The following is a 23311-nucleotide window of genomic DNA, read 5'->3' on the forward strand; positions in this document are numbered from 1 at the left end:
GGGACGGTCACCGTGACGTGCCAGTCTCGACGACGTCGACGCCGGTGACGTCGAACCTGGCCCCGCCGCCATCGCTCTCGGAGACGCGAATCTCCCAGTCGTGGGCCTCGACGATGTCCGTGACGATTGAGAGGCCGAAACCGGTCCCGTCCTCGTCGGTCGTGTAGCCGGTCTCGAACACGCGCTCGCGCTCGCCCTCGGGGACGCCCGACCCGTCGTCGGCGACGAAAAAGCCGTCCGCGAGGCCGCCGACCCGAACGGTGACGTCGTCACCGCCGTGTTCCACCGCGTTCCGGAGCAGGTTCTCGAGCAACTGTTTCAGCCGGCGTTCGTCGGCGCGGACGACAGGTAACGACGCCACCTCGAGTCGCGCGTCAGCCGCGTCGACGGACTCCCAGGAATCCGCGACGAGCGCCGCGAGGTCAACGTCGCTCTGCTCACCCACCTCGTCACCGTGGCGCGCGAGCGCCAGGAGGTCGTCGACGAGCGCCTGACTCCGGTCGAGCGCGTCGCGGACGGACGCGAGGTGGCCTTCGGCCCCGCACTCGCACTCGTCTTGGGCCAGTTCGAGGTGTCCCGTCGCGACTGTCAGCGGGTTCCGGAGGTCGTGTGAGACGACGCTAGCGAACTTCTCGAGCCGGTCGTTCTTCCGTTCGAGCTCGCGGCGGTACTCGTTGCGCTCGGTGACGTCGTAGTAGATGCCGTAGGAGTGGGCCCCGCTCTGGTCGGGCTTGAGCGGGACCGAGTGGAGCACGAAGTCGCGGACGCCGTCCGCCGTCTGGCGCTGGACCTCCGCAGTGAACTGCTCACCCGTCAGGACCCGCTCGTTGATATCCGCGGCGGCGGCCCGCCTGTCGTCGGGGACCAGTAGGTCGTCGAGGTTTCGGCCCCTCGCCGCGTCGGCGTCGTATCCGAAGACCCGCTCGAACGACGCGTTGACGTCCTGGACCACCGGCGCGCCGTCGGCGAACTCGGTGTAGACCATCGGGACGGAGGCGTTCTCGAACAGGGCCTCGAAGTGGCGCTCGCGCCGCTTCCGTTCGGTCACGTCCCTCGAGAAGCCGATTACCTTGCTGTCCCCACCGCCGGCGTCGATCGCGGTCAGGCGGAGCGCGATGGCGATGGTTCCGTCGGGCGTCTCGGGCCCGAGCTCGACGCGGACGTCCTCTGTCTCGCCCGCCGCGATGGCCGCGATGCCCTCCTCGACGGTCCGGAACTCCCGCTCGGTGAAGACGTCGTGGTCCCGGAAGACCGAGACGTGTTCGCCCACGATCGAGTCCCTGTCGACGCCCGAGACCGCGGCGACGCGCCGGTTGACGAACTCGACGGTTCCGTCGGCGTCGAAGAGGTAGACGCCGTCCTCGGTGTTCTCGACGATGGCCTCGTACCGGGCGAGTTCGCGGCGGCGGTCCTCCCGGGTCGTGACGTCGCGGTAGAGCCAGATGTTCGCCTCGCCGCCGGGGAGCTCGTAGGGGACGTAGTCGCGCTCGAAGGTCCGACCGTCGGCGAGCTCGAGGCGCCCGCTGCTGACCGGTTCGCGCTCCGCCAGCGTCCGCTCGATGCCCGCGAGGAACGCCGCCGGGTCGGCAAAGTGGTCCTGCAGTTCCTCGGCGGCCTCCTGACAGTCACGACCCACCAGGTCGGCGCCGCTGGCGTCCAGGTCAAAGAGGTCACAGAGCGCGTCGTTGGCCATGCGGATGTCGCGGTCGGCTCCCTCGACGATGACGCCCATCGGCAGCCCCCCGACGAAGGTCTCGAGGAGCGTGTCCATGGCATCGAGCTCGCGCTCGCGCTCCCGACGGTCGCTGACGTCCCGGACGAGGGCGAGCACGCGGTCCTTGCCGCCGATGCGCGTGTGCTTCAGTCTGACCTCGACCGGCAGGCGCTCACCGGTCCCCGTCTCGGTGACCCACTCGAAGACCTGGGGCTCGCCGTCGACGGCCTTGCCGATGCGGCGCACCGCCTCGCTGTTCGTGTACGGCGGTTCGTCAACCGAGAAGTCCCCGACGTGCATGCCCAGCACCTCCTCGCGGGAGTACGCGTGGAGCTCGCAGAACCGCCGGTTCGCGTCGACGACCTTGCCCGTCTCCGGGTCGTGGATGAGGATGCCGTCGGTGGCCTTCTCGAATATCTCGCGGTAGTCGAGTTGCGCCCGGCGCCGGGAGACGGTCTGCTCGATGCGGTTTGCCAGCAAGGAGTACTGCTCGGGGGCCGCCTTCTTCTGGAGGTAGTCGGTGACGCCGGCGGATATCGCGTCGCTGGCGACGGCCTCGCTCCCGTGGCCGGTATAGAGGATGAACGGCAGGTCGGGGTCGCGCTCGCGCACGGCCTCGAGGAACTCGATGCCGTCCCGTCCCGGCATGTCGTAGTCCGAGACGACGCAGTCGAAGTCGGTAGACTCGAGGCGGTCGAGCCCTGCGTCAGCGCTGGTGGCCGTTTCGACGTCGAACTGGCCGTTCTCCCGTTCGAGGAACGTCGCCACCATCTCTGCGAAGTCGGGCTCGTCGTCGACGTGCAGCACCCGTATTGCTCCAGTCGAGGCAGCCATTACCCGCTCATCGAGAATGGAGATAATAATAGTTTGGTAGCATTTATCACGGCTGCGAACGGTGTCGAGTACGGAAGAGAACTGTCGAGAGCAGGCGAGCGGCCGCGTGCGCCGCGATGGCGCGTCGCGGCGCCCTTACTCCTCAGGGGCCTCGAACTCCACCATCGTGAGGTCTCGATCTAACATGCAGTAGTCGTGAGGCGGGTCACCCACGACGGTCTCGATGCGGTACTCGTCGTCGAAGTCGGCACCCGCGGGCTCACAGAAGGGGTGGCTCGGGCACTCGGTGTGCGGACAGGGACCGGCCAGCGAGGCCTTGCTGCCGGCGAAGGCGCCTTTTGTCGGGACGTTTGCACGTATCGGGGCGGGTTCGACCTCGACGGCGCGAACGCCACCCTCGTGGACCGCACAGTCTAACGTCTGGCCGTTCTTGCGGACGTCGACGATGCGATAGCGCCGGCCGGGCGTGAGGTTGAGGCACTGTGTCCGGTACGGACAGCCGCTACAGCCGCTTGCCTCACCGTGGTAGACGAACTCCTCGCCGACTTCGGCGAGCCGGGTTCCGACGAGCGTGACGGTCGACATAGCGATACGTACTCCGTGGCGGTAGTTAAGCGTCAGGAACGGCCGGTGCGCTCGTCGAGTTCCGCGAGGTAGTCGTCGCGGGGGACCTGATAGAGCGCCCGGTAGTCGACGTCCCCGGCGGCGAACCGGTTCGCGAGGTCGACCGCCCCCGCGATGGCACGCTCGCGGTCCCCGTACCGATCGGTCCCCGCGTCGACCTCCGGTTCGAGGTAGAGCGTGACGAACCAGTCGTCGCCGCTCCGGCCGGCGCCCGGCCGCCGGGTCCGCCTGCCGCGGGTGAGATAGAGCGTCGGCAGACAGGGCGCGGGGAACCCGTCGCCGTCGAATACGTCCGGCCGGTAGGCGAGGACGACCTTCTCTGTGCTCTCCGTCCAGACCGTCCAGTCCTCGGCCAGCGCGTCGAGTCCCATACCACTCCTCTTTGCCCCGGCGACCAAGAAGCCCGCGATGGCGGGGGGTGTTTATAAACCAGACAGCACTGCCGTGGGTTGCGTTACCATACCATCGCCGCGCTGTAGCCGTATTTCAACTCCAGACGACCCTGTAAAAAGACGGAATATAACCGTGGCGGGGAAAAGGCTCTTATTGTTGAAGCCCTCATACAATAAATAGTATCGGAAACAGTCGCGCACTGTCCCCGCTACCTCCCCGGGCGAACGTCCTGCTCTGCCCGGGCGTCAGACATGGCAAGGATTCGTACAACCGCCGCCCCGATGCTACGGGTCGGTCGTCGGCCGTCGGCACGCACGCCCAGAGCGGTCGATGAACCGGCGGCCAGACTGCGACCGACACAAGCAGGCAGACGCCGTCTGCGACGGCCCGTGGTCTCAGACCACTGCGTGCTGTTTCGAGAAGCACCTACCACCATAGCATGAGCAAGAACAAAGAGACACTCGAGGCGTTGAGCAAGGAGTACCGTGATTCGATACCAGCGGACCTCCGGACGACACACACGTTCGACTGGTATCTCGAACAGTGCTACGAGGAACCGCGCATCGCCCGGAACGCCCACCAGCGCGTCGCGGACATGTTCGACTTCTACGGGACGACCTACGACGAGGAGGCCGGAGTCGTCGAGTACGAACTCGCGAGCGAGGACCCGCTGAACGACGGCGAGAACACGTTCTACGGACGGGTCATCCACGAGGCCATCCACGAGTTCGTCAACAAGGTCAAGTCCGGTGCCCGCGGTCTGGGCCCGGAGAAACGCATCAAACTCCTGCTGGGACCGGTCGGGTCGGGCAAGTCCGACTTCGACCGCCAGCTGCGCCGCTACTTCGAGAACTACACCCGCCGCGACGACGGGCGGATGTACACCTTCCGCTGGACGAACCTCTGTGACGTCGTCCACGACCAGGACCCGGCCGACGACGTCGTCCGGTCACCGATGAACCAGGACCCGCTCGTCCTCCTCCCCCAGGAACAGCGCGACAGGGTCATCGAAGACATCAACGAGGAACTGGACGCCCCCTACACCATCCGGAACGAGCAGGCGCTCGACCCGGCCTCGGAGTTCTACATGGACAGCCTGCTTGCCCACTACGACGACGACCTCCAGCAGGTCCTCGAGAACCACGTCGAGATCGTGCGCTTCGTCGCCGACGAGAACCAGCGCCAGGGCATCGAGACGTTCGAACCGAAGGACAAGAAGAACCAGGACGAGACCGAACTGACCGGCGACGTCAACTACTCGAAGATCGCCATCTACGGCGAGTCCGACCCGCGGGCGTTCGACTACTCCGGGGCGTTCTGTAACGCCAACCGCGGCCTGTTCTCCGGCGAGGAGCTGCTGAAGCTCCAGCGGGAGTTCCTCTATGACTTCCTGCACGCCAGCCAGGAACAGACGATCAAGCCCAAGAACAACCCCCGCATCGACATCGACCAGGTCATCGTCGGCCGGACGAACATGCCCGAGTACCGGGACAAGAAGGGCGACGAGAAGATGGAGGCGTTCAACGACCGGACCAAGCGCATCGACTTCCCGTACGTCCTCCAGTACGAGGAGGAGGCCCGCATCTACCGGAAGATGCTGCGCAACGCCGACCTACCGGACATCAAGGTGGAACCACACACCCTCGAGATGGCCGGTCTCTTCGGCGTGCTGACCCGCATCGAGGAACCCGACTCGAAGTCCATCGACCTCGTCCAGAAGGCCAAGGCCTACAACGGCGAGATAGACGAGGCAGACGACATCGACGTCAAGAAGCTGCGCGAGGAGGCCGACCAGCGAGCGGACATCGGCGAGGGGATGGACGGCGTCTCCCCCCGGTTCATCGGCGACGAGATCGCCGAGGCCATCATGGACTCGATGCACCGCGACCGACAGTTCCTCTCGCCGCTGACGACGTTCAACCACCTCGAGGGCAACTTAGAGAACCACGGCTCCATCGACGCCGAGTCGTTCGACGAGTACTACCGCTACCTCGAACTGGTCCGCGAGGAGTACAAGGAGCGGGCCATCGAGGACGTCCGTCACGCGCTGGCCTACGACATGGACGAGATCCAGCGCCAGGGCGAGAAGTACATGGACCACGTGATGGCCTACATCGACGACGCGACCGTCGAGGACGAGCTCACCGGCCGCGAGCAGGAACCCGACGAGCAGTTCCTCCGGTCGGTCGAGGAGAAGCTCAACCTCCCCGAGGACCGCAAGGACGACTTCCGCCAGGAGGTCTCGAACTGGGTCTCCCGGCGGGCCCGCGAGGGCGACACGTTCAACCCGCAGGACAACGACCGCCTGCGCCGCGCCCTCGAACGCAAGCTCTGGGAGGACAAGAAGCACAACATCAACTTCTCGGCGCTGGTGTCGAGTTCGGAGATGGACGACGACGAGCGAAACAGGTGGATCGACGCGCTGATCGAACAGGGCTACGGCGAAGAGGGCGCAAAGGAGGTGTTGGAGTTCGCCGGTGCCGAGGTCGCAAAGAGTGAGATGGAAGAGTAATGTCGGGTGAGGAGTTCATCGACCGCGCGGACGAATCGCTGGACCGGACCTACGAGGCGCCGATGAGCCTCGGCGAGTACGTCGACGCCGTCCTCGAGACGCCCGAGATTGCGTCCCACGCCTCGAAGTACCTGCTCGCGGCCATCGAGGACGCCGGCACCCGGACCGTCATCGAGGAGGGCGAAGAGAAACAGCGCTACCGGTTCTTCGACGACCCCGACAACGACGGCGAGCACGCGATTCTGGGCAACACGGAGGTCCTCAACGGGTTCGTCGACGACCTGCGCTCCATCGCCGCGGGCCGCGGGAAAGACGAGAAGATAATCTGGCTCGAGGGCCCGACGGCGACGGGCAAGTCCGAGCTCAAGCGGTGTCTCATCAACGGCCTGCGGGAGTTCTCGAAGACGCCCGCCGGGCGGCGCTACACCGTCGAGTGGAACGTCGCCGGCACGGGCGAGGACGACCCGGGGCTGACCTACGGCGACCAGACCGTCGAGGACGAGGACGACTGGTACGAGAGCCCCGTCCAGGTCCACCCGCTGACGGTGTTCCCCGACGACGTCCGCGGGGAGATCGTCGACCGCCTCAACGAGCGCCTCGACGACCACATCGAGATCCGCGTCGACGGCCAGCTGGACCCCTTCTCCCGGGAGGCGTACGACTACCTCGAGGAGCAGTACCGCCGCCAGGGAGTCACCGACCTGTTCTCGGCGGTGACCGACCCGAAACACCTCCGGGTGAAGAACTTCGTCGCCGACGTCGGCCAGGGCATCGGCATCCTCCACTCGGAGGACGAGGGGACCCCCAAGGAGCGCCTGGTCGGGTCGTGGATGCACGGCATGCTCCGCGAGCTGGACTCTCGGGGCCGGAAGAACCCCCAGGCGTTCAGTTACGACGGCGTCCTCTCCCAAGGCAACGGCCTGCTGACGATCGTCGAGGACGCCGCCCAGCACGCCGACCTGCTCCAGAAGCTGCTGAACGTCCCCGACGAGAGCCGGGTGAAACTGGACAAGGGCATCGGGATGGACATCGACACGCAGCTGGTCATCATCTCCAATCCGGACCTGGAGGCCCAGCTCAACCAGCACGCCGACCGCGAGGGCCAGGACCCGCTGAAGGCGCTGAAGCGGCGCCTGGACAAACACGAGTTCACCTACCTGACGAACGTCTCGCTCGAGGCCCAGTTGCTCCGGCGCGAACTGACAAACGAGACCGCCGTCTGGGACCCTGCCTCCTGGGAGGACCTCGAGGCGCGGATCCAGGAGCCGGTCCGGATATCGGTCCGGAGCGACATGGATCGGGTCGCCGAGAAGGAGCTCGCGCCCCACGCCGTCGAGGCCGCGGCCCTGTACGCCGTCGTCTCACGCCTGGACACGGCCCAGATACCCGGCGGCCTCGATCTGGTCGACAAGGCGCTGCTGTTCGACCGGGGCTACCTGATGGAGGGCGACGAGCGGGTGGACATCGAGGACTACGACCTCGAACCGACCGACGACGACGGCGAGCACGGCATCCCGGTGACCTACGTCCGTGACGTCATCGCGGACCTGCTCCACGAGACACAGGACCGTCACCACCCCGACCTCCCGGTCGAACACGTCGTCATGCCCCGCGACGTGCTCGACGCGATCGCCGACGGTCTGGACGACGCGCCGGTCTTCTCGGCCGGCGAGGCCGGCGAGTACGAGGAGCGCGTCGTCCAGGTGAAAAACGAGATATTCAGCGAGCAGGAGCGGGACGTGCTGGAGGCGCTGATGCGGGACAAGCGCGTCGACGAAGCCACCGTCGAGGAGTACATCGAGCACGTCTACGCCTGGGAGTCTGACGACCAGATCACCAACGAGCGAGGCGAGCTCGTCGACCCGGACCCGCTGAAGATGAAGGTCTTCGAGATAGAGCACCTTGGTCGGTTCGACGAATCGAACTACGAGGGCAACGACCCCGACGAGGCCGTCCGCTCGTTCCGGACGGACAAGATAATCACCGCGCTGAACCGCCACGCGTGGCAGCGCCGCGACGAGGAGTTCCGCGTCGGCGACGTCAACCCCAAGGAGATCCCGGTCATCAAGACGGTGCTCGGGAGCCACGACTGGGACGACGTCCGGCGCACCTACGAGGACTTCGACCCCCGGCAGTGGGACAACCCGCCGTCGGGCACCCAGACGGCCCGTCTCAAGGAGACGGCAACGGAGAACATGGTAGAGATGCACGGCTACAGCCACGCGTCGGCCGAGCTGACCAGCCGACACGTCATGAAACAGGTGAGTTACCGATGGGACTGAAAGACGACCTCGAGCGGTACCGTGAAATCGGCGAAGAGCGCCGACAGGACCTCGCGGAGTTCATCCAGTACGGCGACCTGGGCCAGTCCCGGGGCGACGAGGTTCGCATCCCCATCAAGATAATCGACCTCCCGTCCTTCGAGTACGACCAGCGCGACAAGGGCGGCGTCGGCCAGGGCGAAGGGGCCCAGCCGGGCGACCCGGTCGGCCAGCCACAGCCCCAGCCGGGCGACGGCGACGAGGACGGCGAACCGGGCGAGGAGGGCGGCGAGCACGAGTACTACGAGATGGACCCCGAGGAGTTCGCCCAGGAGCTGGACGAGCAGCTCGGCCTGGACCTCGAACCGAAGGGCAAGAAGGTCATCGAGGAGATGGAGGGCGACTACACCGACATCACCCGGACCGGCCCCTCCAGCACGCTCGACTTCGAGCGGCTGTTCAAACAGGGGTTGAAGCGCAAGCTCGCGATGGACTTCGACGAGGAGTACGTCCGCGAGGCGCTGAAAGTCGACGGGTGGGGCCCGGCGACGGTCTTCGAGTGGGCCCGCGAGAACCACATGCCCGTCTCGAAGGCCTGGATCGACGACGCCTACGACGAACTCGACAGCGACGAGAAGGCCACCTGGGACTCCATCGAGGAGATGGAGGCGAACGTCGAGATGGTCGATACGCCGACCCGTATCCGTCGGGACGGCATCGAGCAGATACCGTTCCGCAGGGAGGACGAGCGCTACCGCTACCCCGAGATAATCGAGGAGCGCGAGAAGAACGTCGTCGTCGTGAACATCCGCGACGTCTCCGGGTCGATGCGCCAGAAGAAGCGCGAGCTGGTCGAGCGGACGTTCACGCCGCTGGACTGGTACCTGACCGGGAAGTACGACAACGCCGAGTTCGTCTACATCGCCCACGACGCCGACGCCTGGGAGGTCGACCGCGAGGAGTTCTTCGGCATCCGCTCGGGCGGCGGGACGCGCATCTCCAGTGCCTACGAACTCGCCGCCCAGACGCTCGAGGAGGAGTACCCCTGGAGCGAGTGGAACCGCTACGTCTTCGCGGCCGGCGACAGCGAGAACTCCTCGAACGACACCGAGGAGCGGGTGATTCCGCTGATGGAACAGATCCCCGCGAACCTCCACGCCTACGTGGAGACCCAGCCCAGCGGCAACGCCATCAACGCCACCCACGCCGAGGAGGTCGAGCGCAACTTCCGCGACACGGAGAACGTCGCCGTGGCATACGTCACCTCGCCCGAGGACGTCATCGACGCCATCTACGAGATTCTCAGCACGGAGGACCAATGAGCACCGACGACAGATTCGCCAAACAACGCATCGCCGACGAGCTCGAGGAACCGGTCACCGAGGCGGGCAACCTCGCCCGGACGCTCGGCCTCTCGCCCTACGCAGTGAACTACTGGATCGTCGACTACGACGAGATGAACGAGCTCATCGCCTACGGCGGGTTCCAGAACCGCTACCCACACTGGCGCTGGGGGATGCAGTACGACCGCCAGCAGAAACAGGGCCAGTTCCTCGGCGGGAAGGCCTTCGAGATCGTCAACAACGACGACCCGGCCCACGCCTTCCTCCAGGAGTCCAACACCCTGGCCGACCAGAAGGCGGTCATCACCCACGTCGAGGCCCACGCCGACTTCTTTGCGAACAACGAGTGGTTCGGGCTGTTCGCCGAGAACCCCGACGCCGCTGGCATGCTCGCGCGCCACGGCGAGACCATCCGGGAGTACATGCAGGACCCGGACATCGCCCGCGAGGACGTCGAGCAGTTCATCGACCACGTCCTCTGTCTGGAGGACAACATCGACCAGCACCGGCCGTACAGTCCGGTCCAGACGGTCGAAGAGCGCCTCGAGGATATCGAGGGCGTCGACCCCGCCGAACAACTGGAGAACCTCGACCTCTCCGAGGAGGTCAAGCGCCAGGTCTTCGACGAGGAGTGGCTCGAGGCCCAGGCACCCGACGGCGACAACGTCACCTTCCCCGCCGAACCGGAGAAGGACGTGCTCGGGTTCCTCCGGAAGCACGGCAAGCGGTACGACGAGGCGGCCCAACGCGCCGTCGAGATGACCGACTGGCAGAAAGACCTGCTCGAGCTGTTGCGCCGCGAGGCCTACTACTTCGCCCCCCAGAAGATGACGAAGGTCATGAACGAGGGCTGGGCGGCCTACTGGGAGTCGCTGATGATGACCGGCGAGCGGTTCGCGGGTGACGACGAGTTCGTCCTCTACGCGGACCACATGGCCCAGGTGCTCGGGTCGCCGGGGCTGAATCCCTACAAGCTCGGCCTCGAGCTCTGGGAGTACGTCGAGAACACCGAGAACCGGCGGGAGGTCGTCGAGCGCCTCCTCAGGGTCGACGGGATCTCCTGGCGCAACTTCACCGACGTCGTCGACTTCCGCGAGGTCCAGGACCTGCTCGAACCGCCGGCGTGGCTGACCGACGTCGTCGGCCACCTCGACGACCTGGACCCCGAGGACCCGCGCGTCGACGCCGAGGCCTTGGCGGCGGCCCGTGCAGGCGATATCGACGTCGAGGCCTACCCCTGGAAGGTCCTGACCTACGAGGGCATGGCCCAGCGCCACTACTCGCTGCTGAAGCCGCAGTTCCGGGGGTTCCTCTCGCGCATCGGCAAGTCCGAACTCGAACGCGTCTCGCGGTACATGTTCGACGACGCCCGATACGACTCCATCGAGGCCGCCCTCGCGGACGTCGACTACACGCGCGGGTGGGAACGGATGCGCGAGATCCGCGAGAGCCACAACGACGTGACCTTCTTGGACGAGTTCCTCACCCAGGAGTTCGTCGACGACAACGACTACTTCACCTACGAGTACACCCACGCCTCGGGCGACTACCGGGTCACCTCGACGGACCACGAGGACGTCAAGAAGAAGCTGATGCTCCAGTTCACCAACTTCGGCAAGCCCACCATCGTCGTCGAGGACGGGAACTACCGGAACCGCAACGAGCTGTTGCTCGCCCACCAGTACAACGGCGTCATGCTCAACATGAGCAAGGCCACGGACGTCCTCAAGCGCGTCTTCGAACTCTGGGGGCGGCCGGTGAACCTGCTGACCATCGTCAAGGAGTTCGACGACCACGACGTCGAAGTGGCCAGGCGGCGGGACCGCGAACCCGAACCGAGGGAGGTCGGCAAGCGCATCGAGTACGACGGGTCCGAGGTGGTCATCACGGACGTCGACTGGTCCGAGGTCGAGCACCTCGCCGCGACGGACATCGACTACAGCACCAAGCCCGACGAGTGGCTCGCCTGACCGGCGGGCCGCCGTGACGTTTTCGGGGGTGCCAACCGTACGGTGAGTATGGGAACGTCACGCATCCTCGTCTCGACGGAGGAACGACTCTCGGTGGTCGACGTCACCGACCGCGTACAGGACACCGTCCCGTCTGACTTCCAGGGATCCTGCACCGTCTTCGCCCGGCACACGACCACCGGCGTCACGGTCAACGAAGCGGAGTCGAGACTGCTGAGCGACTTCGAGTCGGCGCTGTCCGCCCTCGTCCCCGACGAGGGCTGGGATCACGATGCCCTCGACGGCAACGCCGACGCACACGTCCGGGCGATGCTGGTCGGGCCGAGCGAGACGGTGCCGGTCGTCGACGGCGACCTGGACCTGGGGACATGGCAGTCGGTGTTGCTGGTCGACTGCGACGGGCCGAGAGAACGGGCGCTCGACGTCGTCTGGTGACGGCACGACGCGCCCGGCTCACCGCTCCTTGTAGTCCTCGCCGTAGATCTCCCGGAGTTTCGCCTCGAACTCGGTCCGGATGTTGCGGCGCTTTTTCTTCATCGAGGGGGTCAGCAGGTCGTTCTCGGCCGTCCACTCCTCGGGGACGAGTTCGAACTGCTTGATGCGCTCGACCGTCTCTAGGTCCTCGTTGACGTCGTCGACGGCCGCCTCGACCCACGCCCGGACGCGGTCGTCGGAACACCGGGCGTACTCGTCCGCCGGCAGGTCCACGCCCTCGCGGTCGGCCCATCGCTCGAGTTGCTCGAAGTTCGGGACGACGAGCGCGCCGACGAACTTCTGGTCGTCGCCGACGACCATTATCTGTTCGATCCGGTCGCTGGTCGCGAACTGCTCCTCGATGGGCTGTGGGGCGACGTTCTTGCCCGTCGAGAGGACCAGCATCTCCTTGATCCGGTCGTGGTAGACGAGAAAGTCGTCGTCGGTCTGCTCGACGATATCGCCGGTGCGAAACCAGTTCGTTCCGTCGATCTCGGTGAAGGCACGCTCCGTCGGTCCCGGCTGGTTCCAGTAGCCGCGGGTGACGTTCGGCCCGGCGACGAGGAGCTCGCCGAGGCGGCCCTCGACGTCGTCGAACTGGCTCGCGTCGGTGACTGACTCGTCGATTCTGACGTCGACGTCGACCACCGATACGCCGAGGGTCCCCGGGCGGACGTCCTCCGGCGGGTTGATGGTGACGACCGGCGACGTCTCGGTGAGCCCGTAGCCCTCGACGATGGTGAGGCCCATGCCGAGGAAGGTGGCACAGAGGCGTTTCGAGAGCGTCCCGCCCCCGCTGACCATGAACTCGAGTTCGCCCCCCAGGTTTTCCGCGACGGTGCTGTAGACGAGGCGGTCGGCGACGGCGTGTTTCAGTTCCAGGACGGGCCCGGGGTCGTCGGTCCGCGTATAGGCCCGGGCGACGTCCATCGCCCACCCGAAGATGCGCTCTTTGACCGGCGACTCGGCGGCCTGGGTCCGCATCGAGTCGAAGATGCGCTCGTAGACCCGGGGGACGCTCGCCCCCATGTTCGGGCGGATCTGCTGGATGTCGTCTGCCAGCGTGTCCGGGCTTTCGACGTAGCCGACCGTCCCACCCGAGGCGTACACGAAGAAGTGCCCGGCCAGCCGTTCGAAGACGTGTGCCAGCGGGAGGAAGGATATCGAGCGGATGCCGGGTCGGACGCTCGGCAGGTCCGGGTGCTTGTCCGGGCGTGGGCCGAGTCGCTTGCGGGCCTGGTTGACGTTCGACCGGAAGTTCCGGTGGGTGAGTTCGACGCCCTTCGGGCGGCCCGTCGTCCCCGAGGTGTAGATGAGACTCGCGAGGTCCGTCGGCGACCGCTCGTCCAGCCACGACTGGTAGGCCGCCTCCTCGAAGACGTCCGCCCCGCGGTCGTGGACGGATTGCAGCGTGTAGACGTCCTCGCGGTCGACGTCGGTGTCGTCTATCACCACGTAGAAGGACAGCGAGAGGTCGTCTTCGACCTCGAGGACGCGACACAGGTGCTCCTCGTTCTCGACGACGACGGCGTCGGCGCCCGGGTCCTCGAGGAGGTACTGGACCTGTCGCGGCGAGGACTCGCTGTAGACCGTCGTGACGACCCCGCCGGCAGAGAGGACCCCGAAGTCACAGAGCGCCCACTCCATGCGCGTACTCGCGAAGAGTCCCACCCGGTCGTCCGCGCCGATGCCGAGGTCACGGAACCCGGCGGCCAGGTGCCTGACGATGTCGTGCATTCGCTCGTAGGAAATAGACGCGTACTCGTCATTCGGGGCCGTCGCGATGACCGACTCCGTCAGCGTCCGGTCGTAGACGCCGCCCTTGTACATCTGGGCCGGCCGGTCGGCGTTCCGTCGTGCAGTCGCCGCGAACATCTCGCCGATGGTGTCGTCTCCGATGACCTCGTCGGTGTAGCGCTCCTCGGCGTCGCGCCACGCGGGACGCGAGTCGTCACCTGCCATACCCCCAGTTTCGATCTACCGGGTCAAATATATAAGGGAAGTTAACAGGTTCCACGTTTCGAACAGTTTCTCGAGCGTGACCGGTCGTCTGTCCCCGTCATCCACTTTCGTGCCGCCGTGCCACTGGACAGGCCCGGACGTGGCTATCGAGCATCGGATCTACTCGATGTCGATGCTCGTTCCCTCGTCGGCATCGTCCTCGAGGAGGAACTCGACTTCGAGCACGCCGTTGCGGTAGCTCGCGCTCACGTGCTCGGGGTCGGGCCGGGCGGGCAGCGAGATGTGCTCGTGGACGGTCCGGCTTCGGGAGCCGTAGTCGTCGTCGACCTCGTGTTCGCCACGGACGACGAGGACGTCGTCGTGGAGTCGCAGAGAGAGCTCCTCGCGCTCGAAGCCGGGGATGTCAGCCAGCACGACGAAGCCGTCGTCGGTGTTCTCGACGCTGATGCCGGCGTCCCAGGTATCGACCTGTCCGAGGGCGGGTCGGTCCCAGTCACTCGTCATCTCGTCCCAGCCGCCGAACATCTCGCGGCGCATCTGGTCGAAGAGCTGTTCCATGCTGTCGAAGGGATATCGTCGGATTGCCATTTCACACTACTGGAGGTCGTTTGAAGATATAAACTAGTATTCATCTGTGCTAGCAGCTGGCCAGTCCACCAGTGTACACCGGCGTACAAGCGTGGACAGCGCGCGCCACGTTCGCTCCTGGGGCGCCACCCAACCGGGCCCTTTTTCGCGGGCCCCCGGCAAGGGATGCATATGACAGACGGGTGGTTCGCTGGCGTCGACGCCGACGACGTGGCGGCTGCTGCAGCACGGGTCCGGGACGGACGCGCCGACGGGCCCGACGACTGGCCGACGCGGGCGGTCGAGGCCGGGTTCGTCGCGGACGAGCCATCGTACTACGACCGGCTGAAGGCAGCGACGACGGCCGCCGCGGAGACCGCCGTCCGGGAACGCGAGGGCGCCGACGACAAGCAACTCGTCCACGCCGTCCGGGCGATGGCCGACTGCGAGCGGACCGCGAACGAGCTCGCCGAGCGGGTCGCCGAGTGGGCGGGGAGCCGGTACGGTGAGTCCGGCACCGGCATCGAGTGCGCCCGCGCGGTAGCGGCCCGCGACGACGAGGCCGACGCCGACAGGGCCCTGCGCTCGCTCGCCGATCGAACCGTCGCGCTGGCCGACGAGGCCGACTCGCTGCGGGCCTACATCGAGCGGACGGCCCCGGCCGTCGCGCCGAACCTCTCGATGCTCGCCGGGCCGGTACTGGCCGCCCGCCTCGTCGCGCTGGCCGGCGGCCTGGAGGCGCTCGCGAAGAAGCCAAGCGGGACTGTCCAGCTGCTGGGGGCCGAAGACGCGCTGTTCGCCCACCTCCAGGGCGGTGCCCCGTCGCCCAAACACGGGGTCATCTACACCCACGAGTACGTCCGCGGGACCCGGCCCGAGGACCGCGGGTCCGCGTCACGGGCGCTGGCGGGCAAGCTCAGCATCGCGGCGCGCATCGACCACTACAGCGGTGACCGCCGGCCGGAACTGGCCGACGAACTCGAGGACCGCATCGCGACCATCCAGGCACGCGGGGGTGAGGACGCGTGACGCTTCCCGACGGCGTCGAGCGTCGGGGCTTCGACGGCGAGACGGGCGTCGCCACCCGGGGCGACCCGGTCTACGGGGAACCGACCGACGGCCCCTGGCGACAGTGGGACCCCCACCGGTCCAAGCTCGGCGCGATGCTCGAACTCGGGATGGAGACCGGCCTCGCGGGCGGCGAGGCGGTCCTGTACCTCGGCGCGGCGGCGGGGACGACGGTCAGCCACGTCGCGGATTTCTGTGGCCCGACGTACGCCGTGGAGTTCGCCCCGCGGCCGATGCGGGACCTGCTTGCCGCGGCCGAGAGCCGACCGCTGCTCGTCCCGCTGCTCAAAGACGCCCGGAGACCCGAGACCTACGCCCACGTCGTCGAACCCGTCGACGTCGTGGTCCAGGACGTCGCGACCCGCGGGCAGGGGCGCGTGGCGACACTCAACCGGCAGTTCCTCGACGGCGACGGCCGGTTGCTCTTGGCCATCAAGGCACGGAGCGAGGACGTGACAGCCGACCCCCGGGCGGTGTTCGACGACGTGCTCGCGGACATAGAGGCGGAGTACGAGGTGCTGGAGACGAAGGAACTCGACCCGTATCACGACGACCACCTCGGCGTGGTGGCCACCCCCCGAGACCGGTAACTGCCGGGTGACGGAAGGCTTTAGCGCCTCGATTGCGATGCACGACTCGATGGACGAGACGGGGTCTGCCGAGAACTTCACCCGGATGGGGACGCTCGGCATCGAGGAGGAGTTCTACGTGGTCGACGAGCACGGACGCCCGACGTCGGGGACGGACGAACTCGTCTACGGGAGCGACCCACCGGACCTGCTGGACGGGCGACTCGACCACGAACTGTTCAAGTGCGTCATCGAGACCCAGACGCCGCTCATCGAGGCCCCCGCGGACGCCCGTGCGCAGTTGCTGGCCGTCCGCGAGGCGCTGGTCGACCACGCCGAGGCCCACGGGTACGGTGTCGCCGCCGCCGGCCTGCACCCCGCCGGGAAGTGGCGCGAGCTCGAACACGCCGAGAAACCGCGCTACCGCGCCCAGCTCGACCGCATCCAGTACCCACAGCACCGGAACACGACGGCGGGCCTGCACGTCCACGTCGGCGTCGACGACCCCGACAAGGCCGTCTGGGTCGCCAACGAACTCCGCTGGCACGTGCCGCTCATGCTGGCCGTCTCGGCGAACTCGCCGTTCTGGAACGGGTTCGACACGGGCCTGCAGTCGGCCCGCGCCAAGATATTCGAGGGGCTGCCAAACACCGGGATGCCGACGGCCTTCGAGGACTACGACGCCTTCGACCGCTACGAGAAGCGCATGATGGCGACCGGGAGCATCGACGACCGGGGCGAGCTCTGGTTCGACGTGCGGCCCCACTCTGGGCACGGGACCATCGAGGTCAGAGCACCCGACGCACAGGCCGACCCGGAGCGCGTACTCGCGTTCGTCGAGTACGTCCACGCGCTCGTGACCGACCTCGCCGCCCGCTACGAGGACGGGGAGTCCGGGACCGAGATTCGACGCGAGTTCCTCGACGACAACAAGTGGCGCGCCCTCCGCCACGGCCAGTCGGCGGTCCTGCTCCGACCCGACTGCTCGGAGACGGCGTCCGTGGCGACGCTGGTCGAAGAGGAGTGTGACAGGCTCGACGTCGACGGTCTCCGGACGGTGGTCGACCGGGAGAGCGGCGCGGCCAGACAGCGCCGGCTCCGCAGCGAGGGTATCCAGGCCGTCTGTGACGACGTCAGATTCGATAGGTGACGCGCACGGGTCGCGAACCGCGTCGGCGAGAATCGCGTGTCGGGCTTTGGGAGCCACCACGTGTCCCCACTCCGAGCAGCACCCGGAGCGTACCCGGCGTGCGGCCTGTGTCCCACCAGTGGACAGACCGGCCGGCCACCGGACGAACGGGGCCGAGCGCAGGTCGAATCGTCCGACGCTTCTAAATACCGTCTACAGTGAGGTAATACCCGAGGGACGGTTTCAGCGGCGATAGCAGGACGCCGATTTCGGGAGTTTTTATAAACTATATTCCCTGGAGAATACCCGTTCGTCGGTCGCCGAGAGCTGGTAGCGCGGCCCGGTCCCTGCGTCCTGCCGATACGAGGCAAGGATTTTTACCTCGACAGAACTTCCGTCCTTACAGAGACAACGCATGTCCGACGACGACACAGACGACGAACTTCGGGATAGCGGCGACGTACGCGAACGACTCGAACAGGAGGCCGACCGCGCGGTCGAACAGTTCGACGAGGGCATCGTCGACCTGCTCTCGTGGGTGCTGGACACCGAGACGCGGGCGCGCATCTACGTCCACCTGCGGCAGCATCCACAGAGCACGAGCGAGGAGGTCGCCGACGGCACGGGCCTGTACCCCAGCACGGTCAGGGAGGCACTGGCCGAACTCCACGAGGAGAAGAAGGTGACACGGACCAAGCGAGAGAGCGACGGCGCGGGCAACAATCCCTACGAGTACAGTGCAATCGCACCCAGCGAGCTCGTCGACGCCATCGTCGGCGACGTCCAGACGGAACTGAACACCGTCTTCAACCTGGACGACTACCTCGGCGGCGACCACGACGAGTACGACTCGGGGAACGAACCGGTCACCATCTCGGTCGAGGACGCCGACGACGAAGACCGGGACGACGCCGAGGAGTGAGGACGGACGGCATCGCGTCGCGTTCGTCTCGCGCCGCGCTCGTGCGACGCTGTGACGAGGGTTGAGAAAGTCGACACCACTAAATCCGACCCCGCCATTCCCCGGTGTATGGAAGTCGCGCTGGGCGGGACCTTCGACCCCATCCACGACGGGCACCGCGCCCTCTTCGAACGGGCGTTCGAACTGGGGAACGTGACAGTCGGCCTCACCAGCGACGACCTCGCCCCGAAGACGCGTCACGACCAGCGACACATCCGGTCGTTCGACGAGCGCCGCACCGAGCTCGCCGATGAACTCACCGACCTGGCCGGGCGCTACGGCCGGGAGTGGCAGATCCGCGAACTCGACGAACCGACCGGCATCGCCACCGAACCACAGTTCGACGCCCTCGTCGTCTCGCCCGAGACCGAGACGGGTGGGAAGCGAATCAACGAGATCCGCACCGAACGCGGCCACGACCCGCTGGATATCGAGGTCGTCGACCACGTGCTGGCCGACGACGGTGACATCATCTCCTCGACGCGCATCGTCAAAGGCGAGATCGACCAGCACGGCAACGTCACGCCCGACCGAGAGGGGCGCGGGACGCCGTCGTAACTACCAGTCGGGCGCCTCGAGGCCCGCACGCTCGAGCAACCCCTTCCAGCGCTGCTGAATCGTCAATCGGGAGACGCCCGTCGCCTCGGCGACGGCGGACTGCGACCGCTCCTCGCTTGCCAGCAGCGCCCCCACGTAGACGCTCGCGGCCATCGTCGCCCGCTTGGACCGGTCCTCGTCGGGAATCGTCGAGAGAAAGAGGTCCACCGCGTGCGACCGGGCCGCCGTCCCGAGGCCGAGACTGTCCGCCGCCGTCTCGATGTCCGAGAGCCACTCGTCGTGTTCCACCCGGTCGCTCGCACGGTACATGTTCTGGAGTTCGTCGCCGGGTCACGTAAACCTTCGTCGCCCGCAAGCGAAGGGTTCTTGGCTGCCTCGGGGGAACTGACGGGTGCGCGCGGGTTGCCGAGCCAGGAAAAGGCGTAGCGCTTAGGACGCTATCCCGTAGGGGTCCGCCGGTTCAAATCCGGTCCCGCGCACTTCTCCGCGAACCATATTGTGAGCGGAGAGTGCGCGGTCAGTTGGATTTGAGCCCCGGCAGACGCAGCGCGCGAGCGACCGTCTGCAGACGGTTCAAATCCGGTCCCGCGCATACCGTCTCGAACAGACGTGAGAGACCTGTCTGCGCCAGCGGATTTGAAGCACGGAACGAGCGAACGCAGTGAGCGAAGTTCAGGCGGTTCAAATCCGGTCCCGCGCATGAGCGAGCGCAGTGAGCAAAGAGCAGGACCGATGTGAACCCTGGGAGACGAGCGAAGCGAGTCTTCATCCGGTTCAAATCCGGTCCCGCGCAGTTCTCTACGAACGAACGGCACACAGAGTCGCTGCTCTCCCGGAGTTGCAGTGACCGTGTGGGGCCAGTCAGACACCGGGCGCTCGCGGGTCCGACCATAGGGTTATCCCTCTCGAGAGGGTAACGTTACAGATGCCTGACGACAAACGCGGCAGAGACAAACAAGCACGGGACGCAGACAAGCGACAGCGCGAGCGGGCAATGAACGACGCGCTGGAACGCGCGGACGAGACGGAGCCAGCGGTCGACGAGTCGGAACTCGGCGAGGTCGTACTGGAACTCGAGACGCTGTCGTTCCCCGCGAGCGGTTCGGACATCGTCGACGCGGTCGGCGACCAGGCCATCGAAGCGCCCGACGGAACATACACCGTCGAGGAACTGATCGCGGATACGGACGAAGAGCTGTTCGAGTCGCCCGAGGCCGTGCGCGTGCTGGTCCAGCGCCCGACAGTCGCCGGGACGGTAAAGCGGATCGTCGAGGTGACCGATTCGATGCAGGGGGTCAGCCTCGAGGGTTCACAGCGGCAGGGATACGAGAAGACGCTCCGGGCGCTCAAGGCCGTCACCCCCGACGACGACGACGAGGGACTCGAAGTCGTCGGCGACTGGATTGTCGAGCAGCTCCGGTCCGACGGCGCGCTCCCGGGGTCCAGGGCGGTTCGCCGGCGGGCTGCGGAGTTCTCTCGAGCCAACGGGTATCCGGTCCGCAACGACGAGTGGCTCGGGATCTAGGTCGGTCAGCGCTGGGTCCGGTCGACGAACTCCTCGAGCTGGTCCTGGACCAGCGCGGCGACGTGCTCGCTGTAGCGCCAGAGGGCGTCGTTGAGGCGCTCTTCGGTCTCGTCGTCGAGGTCGTCGTGCCCGCTGAGGACCGAGTCGCTGGTTATCTGTGGGTGATACACGCAGACGACGCTCAGCGGCGAAGTGGAGTTCGACGGGGCGCCCGTGTGAATCCCGTACTGGTCGGTTCCCCAGACGCCGTCGCCGCCCGCCCGCTCGAGTTCGGAGTCGAGCGCATCGAGGAGCTGCCGTTCCGCCTCGGTGAGTACCGGGTCCGGGCCGTCGAACAGTTCCGCGTACGCCTGTCTCCGGGCCCTCCTCGTCCACTCGTCGAGGTGGGACTGCGCTCGGCGCACGACCTGTCGCTCGTTGTGAATTTCTTCCATACGCCTACCTCATGCCCTACCCATTTCAACGTATCTACAAATATTCCGGCCGACCCCCTCGTGGTTCCTCGCCTCACTCGCCGGCCGTTACTTGTGCGTGAAAAGGACTACGTTGCCATCGTGGATGCCCGTACAGAGGTCCATCTCGAAGTCCATCTCCAGGGAGGTCAGGTCCTGCTTGCAGACCACCATGTCGTCGAACGGCTTCTCGCAGGCCGGACAGGCGACAGCAGTGGTGTTCTGGTAGGACTTGATGGCCTCGTTGTCCTCGCGTGGCGTCAGCGAGGAGACGAGCTCTTCGAAGTCGTCCATAGTAGAGCGGCGGGAGCCGAGCGTATAAAACATACGCTGGCCGGCACCGACGCGTTCAAGTCCGATTGCAGTAACTCACGACCACATGCGCCGAGTTCCCGACGGAATCAGGTTCGTCCTCGTCGCCGGCACGACGGAGACGGCCCGGCGAGACGGAATCAGCGCCGCAGGTGCCGACCCTGACCTGATGGCGATCACGCCCGCGGCGGACGCGGAACTGGTCACCTACGGGCGGCCGGTCAGGACAGAGACGGTGCCGGTCAGCCCCAGCGGGTGCCCGACGCCGGCGCTCGTCACGCGGGCGGTGCGTGACGTGCTGGGGTTCGACCTGGCCGTCGTCGACGGGGGCCTGGCCGAACGGACCGGCGCGCCGACGGTCACCGTGGGGGCGCGCCCCGGGAAGGACGTCGCCGAACAGGACCCGGTGCCGTCGGCCTACGGAGCATTCGAGGCGGCACGGCAGTTCGGTCGGCGGCTCCCGGCCGACGAGCTGTGGCTCGCGGAGTCGGTGCCCGGCGGCACGACGACCGCGCTGGGGGTGTTGCGGGCACTCGGTGAGACCTCGATGGTGTCCTCGTCGTTGCCCGAGAACCCGGTCGAACAGAAGGAGGCCGTCGTCGCGGAGGGGCTCGCCGCGAGTTCCATGGAGGCCGGCGACGCCGCGGGCGAACCGAAGCGGGCGCTGCGGCGGATGGGCGACCCGGTGCTGGCGACGCTCGCGGGCCTGACGGCGGGGGCCGTCGAGACGGACACCGCGGTGACGCTGGCCGGAGGGAGCCAGCAGCTCGCCGTCGCGGCGCTGGTCCGACACGGCGGGTACGAGGGGCGACTCGGCCTGGCGACGACGAGTTACGTCGCCGACGACGAGACGGCCACGCTCCGGGCCGACGCGGAGGCCCTGTCGCTGGACCTGACGGTCACCGACCCCGGGTTCGAGGTGGCCGACCACGTCGCGATGGAGCGGTTCGTCGCCGGCGAGGCCAAGGAGGGCGTCGGGATGGGCGGCGCGCTGGCGCTGGCCGACCGGGCCGGGGTCTCCCTGGTAGACGTCCGCGAACGGTTCGCAGCGGTGTACGACGACCTCGTGGGAGCACCACCCGCCGGCGGGAACGGGTAACGGGGACGGGAGCGGACTGTGTCGTCCCGGTCCGCGGGCCGCGTGGCCTACGAGCGGCGCGCGCGACCGACCCATTCTGTATCGGTTATACGTGGACCGGGCCGACCGGGCGTCTGCCGGACGGCAGACTACCCGCAACCTTTTTTCCCCTTAAGCGAGGCGATAGGTACAATGACCGAGTTGCGCGACCTGCTGGACGGCGTGGTCGCAGACGTCGACGCAGTGTTCCTGTTCTCGCCGAACGCCTCGTACGCGGAGCAGTTCGGGGAGCTCGACGACGTCGACGTGGTGGTCGTGGCGCCGGACAACACCGTCGACGCGGAGACGTTCGTCGAGCTCCCGCTGGAGTTCACCGACATCGAGGGCCGGGTCCGGTTTGGCATCGAGGGAGCACTCGAACAGGGCGTGGTCGACGAGGGGGCGGAGGTGGTCTGCGTGGCCGACATGCTCGGGGGCACGGCTAACACCGTCGTACGCGTCGAGACCAGCGACTTCTCCCCGTCGGGCGTCTACGACCTGTTCGTGAACTCGCGGGCGGAGCCGGGCGTCGTCCGCGACGTCTTCGAGGTCGCGGTCGAGCTTGGCAAGAAAGGACAGAAGGGCAAGCCCGTCGGCGCCCTCTTTGTCGTCGGCGACGCCGGCAAGGTGATGAACAAGTCCCGGCCGCTGTCGTACAACCCCTTCGAGAAGTCCCACGTCCACGTCGGGGACCCCATCGTGAACGTGATGCTCAAGGAGTTCTCGCGACTCGACGGTGCCTTCGTCATCTCGGACGCCGGGAAGATCGTCTCGGCGTACCGGTACCTCGAACCCTCCGCTGAGGGCGTCGACATCCCGAAGGGCCTCGGTGCCCGCCACATGGCTGGCGGGGCCATCACCCGCGACACCAACGCTATCGCGATCGTGCTCTCGGAGAGCGATGGTCTGGTCCGGGCGTTCAAAGGCGGAGAGCTCATCATCGAAGTGGACCCAGAGGAGTACTGA

General features: G+C 66.9%; 21 protein-coding genes and 1 tRNA gene. 14 read left to right on the forward strand and 8 right to left on the reverse strand.

The window, feature by feature from the left end; genetic code table 11:
* Positions 1–7: 7 nt before the first annotated feature.
* From P1K88_RS12225 to P1K88_RS12235, 3 genes are all read right to left on the reverse strand, one after another.
* Positions 8–2548, reverse strand: a complete 2541-nt coding sequence (locus tag P1K88_RS12225) for a PAS domain S-box protein (protein WP_276410455.1) — start codon at positions 2546–2548, stop codon at positions 8–10.
* Positions 2549–2683: 135 nt separating this feature from the next.
* Positions 2684–3133 carry a UPF0179 family protein gene (locus P1K88_RS12230; protein WP_276410456.1) on the reverse strand — a complete coding sequence of 150 codons (450 nt, stop codon included), beginning with the start codon at positions 3131–3133 and terminating at the stop codon, positions 2684–2686.
* A 32-nt stretch (positions 3134–3165) separates the two neighbouring features.
* A complete protein-coding gene (locus P1K88_RS12235; protein WP_276410457.1) occupies positions 3166–3543 on the reverse strand; it encodes a DUF5820 family protein in 378 nt (125 codons plus the stop codon).
* Between the two features lie 461 nt (positions 3544–4004).
* On the opposite strand from P1K88_RS12235, the gene P1K88_RS12240 reads away from it, so the two are divergent.
* From P1K88_RS12240 to P1K88_RS12260, 5 genes are read left to right on the forward strand one after another with little or no spacing between them, the layout of a single operon-like run.
* The gene (locus P1K88_RS12240; protein WP_276410458.1) at positions 4005–6077 is read left to right on the forward strand and encodes a PrkA family serine protein kinase; all 2073 of its coding nucleotides are present in this window, start codon (positions 4005–4007) and stop codon (positions 6075–6077) included.
* Positions 6077–8359, forward strand: a complete 2283-nt coding sequence (locus P1K88_RS12245; RefSeq protein ID WP_276410460.1) for a PrkA family serine protein kinase — start codon at positions 6077–6079, stop codon at positions 8357–8359. The genes P1K88_RS12240 and P1K88_RS12245 overlap by 1 nt, the downstream gene beginning before the upstream one ends.
* A complete protein-coding gene (locus P1K88_RS12250; protein WP_276410461.1) occupies positions 8350–9660 on the forward strand; it encodes a YeaH/YhbH family protein in 1311 nt (436 codons plus the stop codon). Before P1K88_RS12245 ends, P1K88_RS12250 begins: the two co-directional genes overlap by 10 nt.
* A complete protein-coding gene (locus P1K88_RS12255) occupies positions 9657–11651 on the forward strand; it encodes a SpoVR family protein (protein ID WP_276410462.1) in 1995 nt (664 codons plus the stop codon). The genes P1K88_RS12250 and P1K88_RS12255 overlap by 4 nt, the downstream gene beginning before the upstream one ends.
* Positions 11652–11699: 48 nt before the next feature.
* Positions 11700–12086: a secondary thiamine-phosphate synthase enzyme YjbQ gene (locus P1K88_RS12260; RefSeq protein WP_276410463.1), complete on the forward strand. Its 387-nt coding sequence runs from the start codon at positions 11700–11702 to the stop codon at positions 12084–12086.
* Positions 12087–12104: 18 nt separating this feature from the next.
* Here P1K88_RS12260 and P1K88_RS12265 read toward each other — a convergent pair whose 3' ends face one another.
* Both P1K88_RS12265 and P1K88_RS12270 read right to left on the reverse strand, forming a co-directional pair.
* A complete protein-coding gene (locus tag P1K88_RS12265) occupies positions 12105–14087 on the reverse strand; it encodes an AMP-dependent synthetase/ligase (protein ID WP_276410464.1) in 1983 nt (660 codons plus the stop codon).
* A gap of 159 nt (positions 14088–14246) precedes the next feature.
* Positions 14247–14675, reverse strand: coding sequence for an Hsp20/alpha crystallin family protein (locus P1K88_RS12270; RefSeq protein WP_276410465.1), 429 nt, complete (start codon positions 14673–14675; stop codon positions 14247–14249).
* A 171-nt stretch (positions 14676–14846) separates the two neighbouring features.
* Between P1K88_RS12270 and P1K88_RS12275 the strand changes: the two genes are divergently transcribed.
* The 5 genes from P1K88_RS12275 (at position 14847) to P1K88_RS12295 (ending at position 18939) form a co-directional block, all read left to right on the forward strand.
* Positions 14847–15683, forward strand: a complete 837-nt coding sequence (locus P1K88_RS12275) for an NOP5/NOP56 family protein (protein WP_276410467.1) — start codon at positions 14847–14849, stop codon at positions 15681–15683.
* Positions 15680–16312 carry a fibrillarin-like rRNA/tRNA 2'-O-methyltransferase gene (locus tag P1K88_RS12280; RefSeq protein WP_276410468.1) on the forward strand — a complete coding sequence of 211 codons (633 nt, stop codon included), beginning with the start codon at positions 15680–15682 and terminating at the stop codon, positions 16310–16312. The genes P1K88_RS12275 and P1K88_RS12280 overlap by 4 nt, the downstream gene beginning before the upstream one ends.
* Positions 16313–16361: 49 nt before the next feature.
* Positions 16362–17441, forward strand: coding sequence for a glutamate--cysteine ligase (locus tag P1K88_RS12285; protein WP_276410469.1), 1080 nt, complete (start codon positions 16362–16364; stop codon positions 17439–17441).
* A 394-nt stretch (positions 17442–17835) separates the two neighbouring features.
* The gene (locus P1K88_RS12290; protein WP_276410470.1) at positions 17836–18342 is read left to right on the forward strand and encodes a winged helix-turn-helix domain-containing protein; all 507 of its coding nucleotides are present in this window, start codon (positions 17836–17838) and stop codon (positions 18340–18342) included.
* A gap of 108 nt (positions 18343–18450) precedes the next feature.
* Positions 18451–18939: a phosphopantetheine adenylyltransferase gene (locus tag P1K88_RS12295; protein ID WP_276410471.1), complete on the forward strand. Its 489-nt coding sequence runs from the start codon at positions 18451–18453 to the stop codon at positions 18937–18939.
* On the opposite strand, the gene P1K88_RS12300 is transcribed toward P1K88_RS12295, so the two are convergent.
* Positions 18940–19248 (reverse strand): transcription initiation factor IIB family protein, encoded by a 309-nt coding sequence (locus P1K88_RS12300; RefSeq protein WP_276410472.1) that lies wholly within the window; start codon positions 19246–19248, stop codon positions 18940–18942.
* An 86-nt stretch (positions 19249–19334) separates the two neighbouring features.
* Here P1K88_RS12300 and P1K88_RS12305 point away from each other — a divergent pair.
* Both P1K88_RS12305 and P1K88_RS12310 read left to right on the forward strand, forming a co-directional pair.
* Positions 19335–19418, forward strand: a tRNA-Leu gene (locus tag P1K88_RS12305).
* A 446-nt stretch (positions 19419–19864) separates the two neighbouring features.
* The gene (locus P1K88_RS12310; protein WP_276410473.1) at positions 19865–20464 is read left to right on the forward strand and encodes a DUF5789 family protein; all 600 of its coding nucleotides are present in this window, start codon (positions 19865–19867) and stop codon (positions 20462–20464) included.
* A gap of 5 nt (positions 20465–20469) precedes the next feature.
* Here the strand turns inward: P1K88_RS12310 and P1K88_RS12315 are convergent, their stop codons facing one another.
* Both P1K88_RS12315 and P1K88_RS12320 read right to left on the reverse strand, forming a co-directional pair.
* On the reverse strand, positions 20470–20898 hold the full coding sequence (locus P1K88_RS12315) for a DUF7539 family protein (protein ID WP_276410475.1): 429 nt from the start codon (positions 20896–20898) through the stop codon (positions 20470–20472).
* A gap of 87 nt (positions 20899–20985) precedes the next feature.
* Positions 20986–21210 carry a DUF7385 family protein gene (locus P1K88_RS12320; RefSeq protein ID WP_276410476.1) on the reverse strand — a complete coding sequence of 75 codons (225 nt, stop codon included), beginning with the start codon at positions 21208–21210 and terminating at the stop codon, positions 20986–20988.
* Positions 21211–21295: 85 nt separating this feature from the next.
* On the opposite strand from P1K88_RS12320, the gene P1K88_RS12325 reads away from it, so the two are divergent.
* Both P1K88_RS12325 and dacZ read left to right on the forward strand, forming a co-directional pair.
* Positions 21296–22327 (forward strand): nicotinate-nucleotide--dimethylbenzimidazole phosphoribosyltransferase, encoded by a 1032-nt coding sequence (locus P1K88_RS12325; RefSeq protein WP_276410477.1) that lies wholly within the window; start codon positions 21296–21298, stop codon positions 22325–22327.
* Positions 22328–22498: 171 nt separating this feature from the next.
* Positions 22499–23311, forward strand: a complete 813-nt coding sequence (gene dacZ, locus P1K88_RS12330; RefSeq protein WP_276410478.1) for a diadenylate cyclase DacZ — start codon at positions 22499–22501, stop codon at positions 23309–23311.

It is taken from the genome of Haloarcula halobia, from assembly GCF_029338255.1.
GTDB lineage: Archaea > Halobacteriota > Halobacteria > Halobacteriales > Haloarculaceae > Haloarcula > Haloarcula halobia.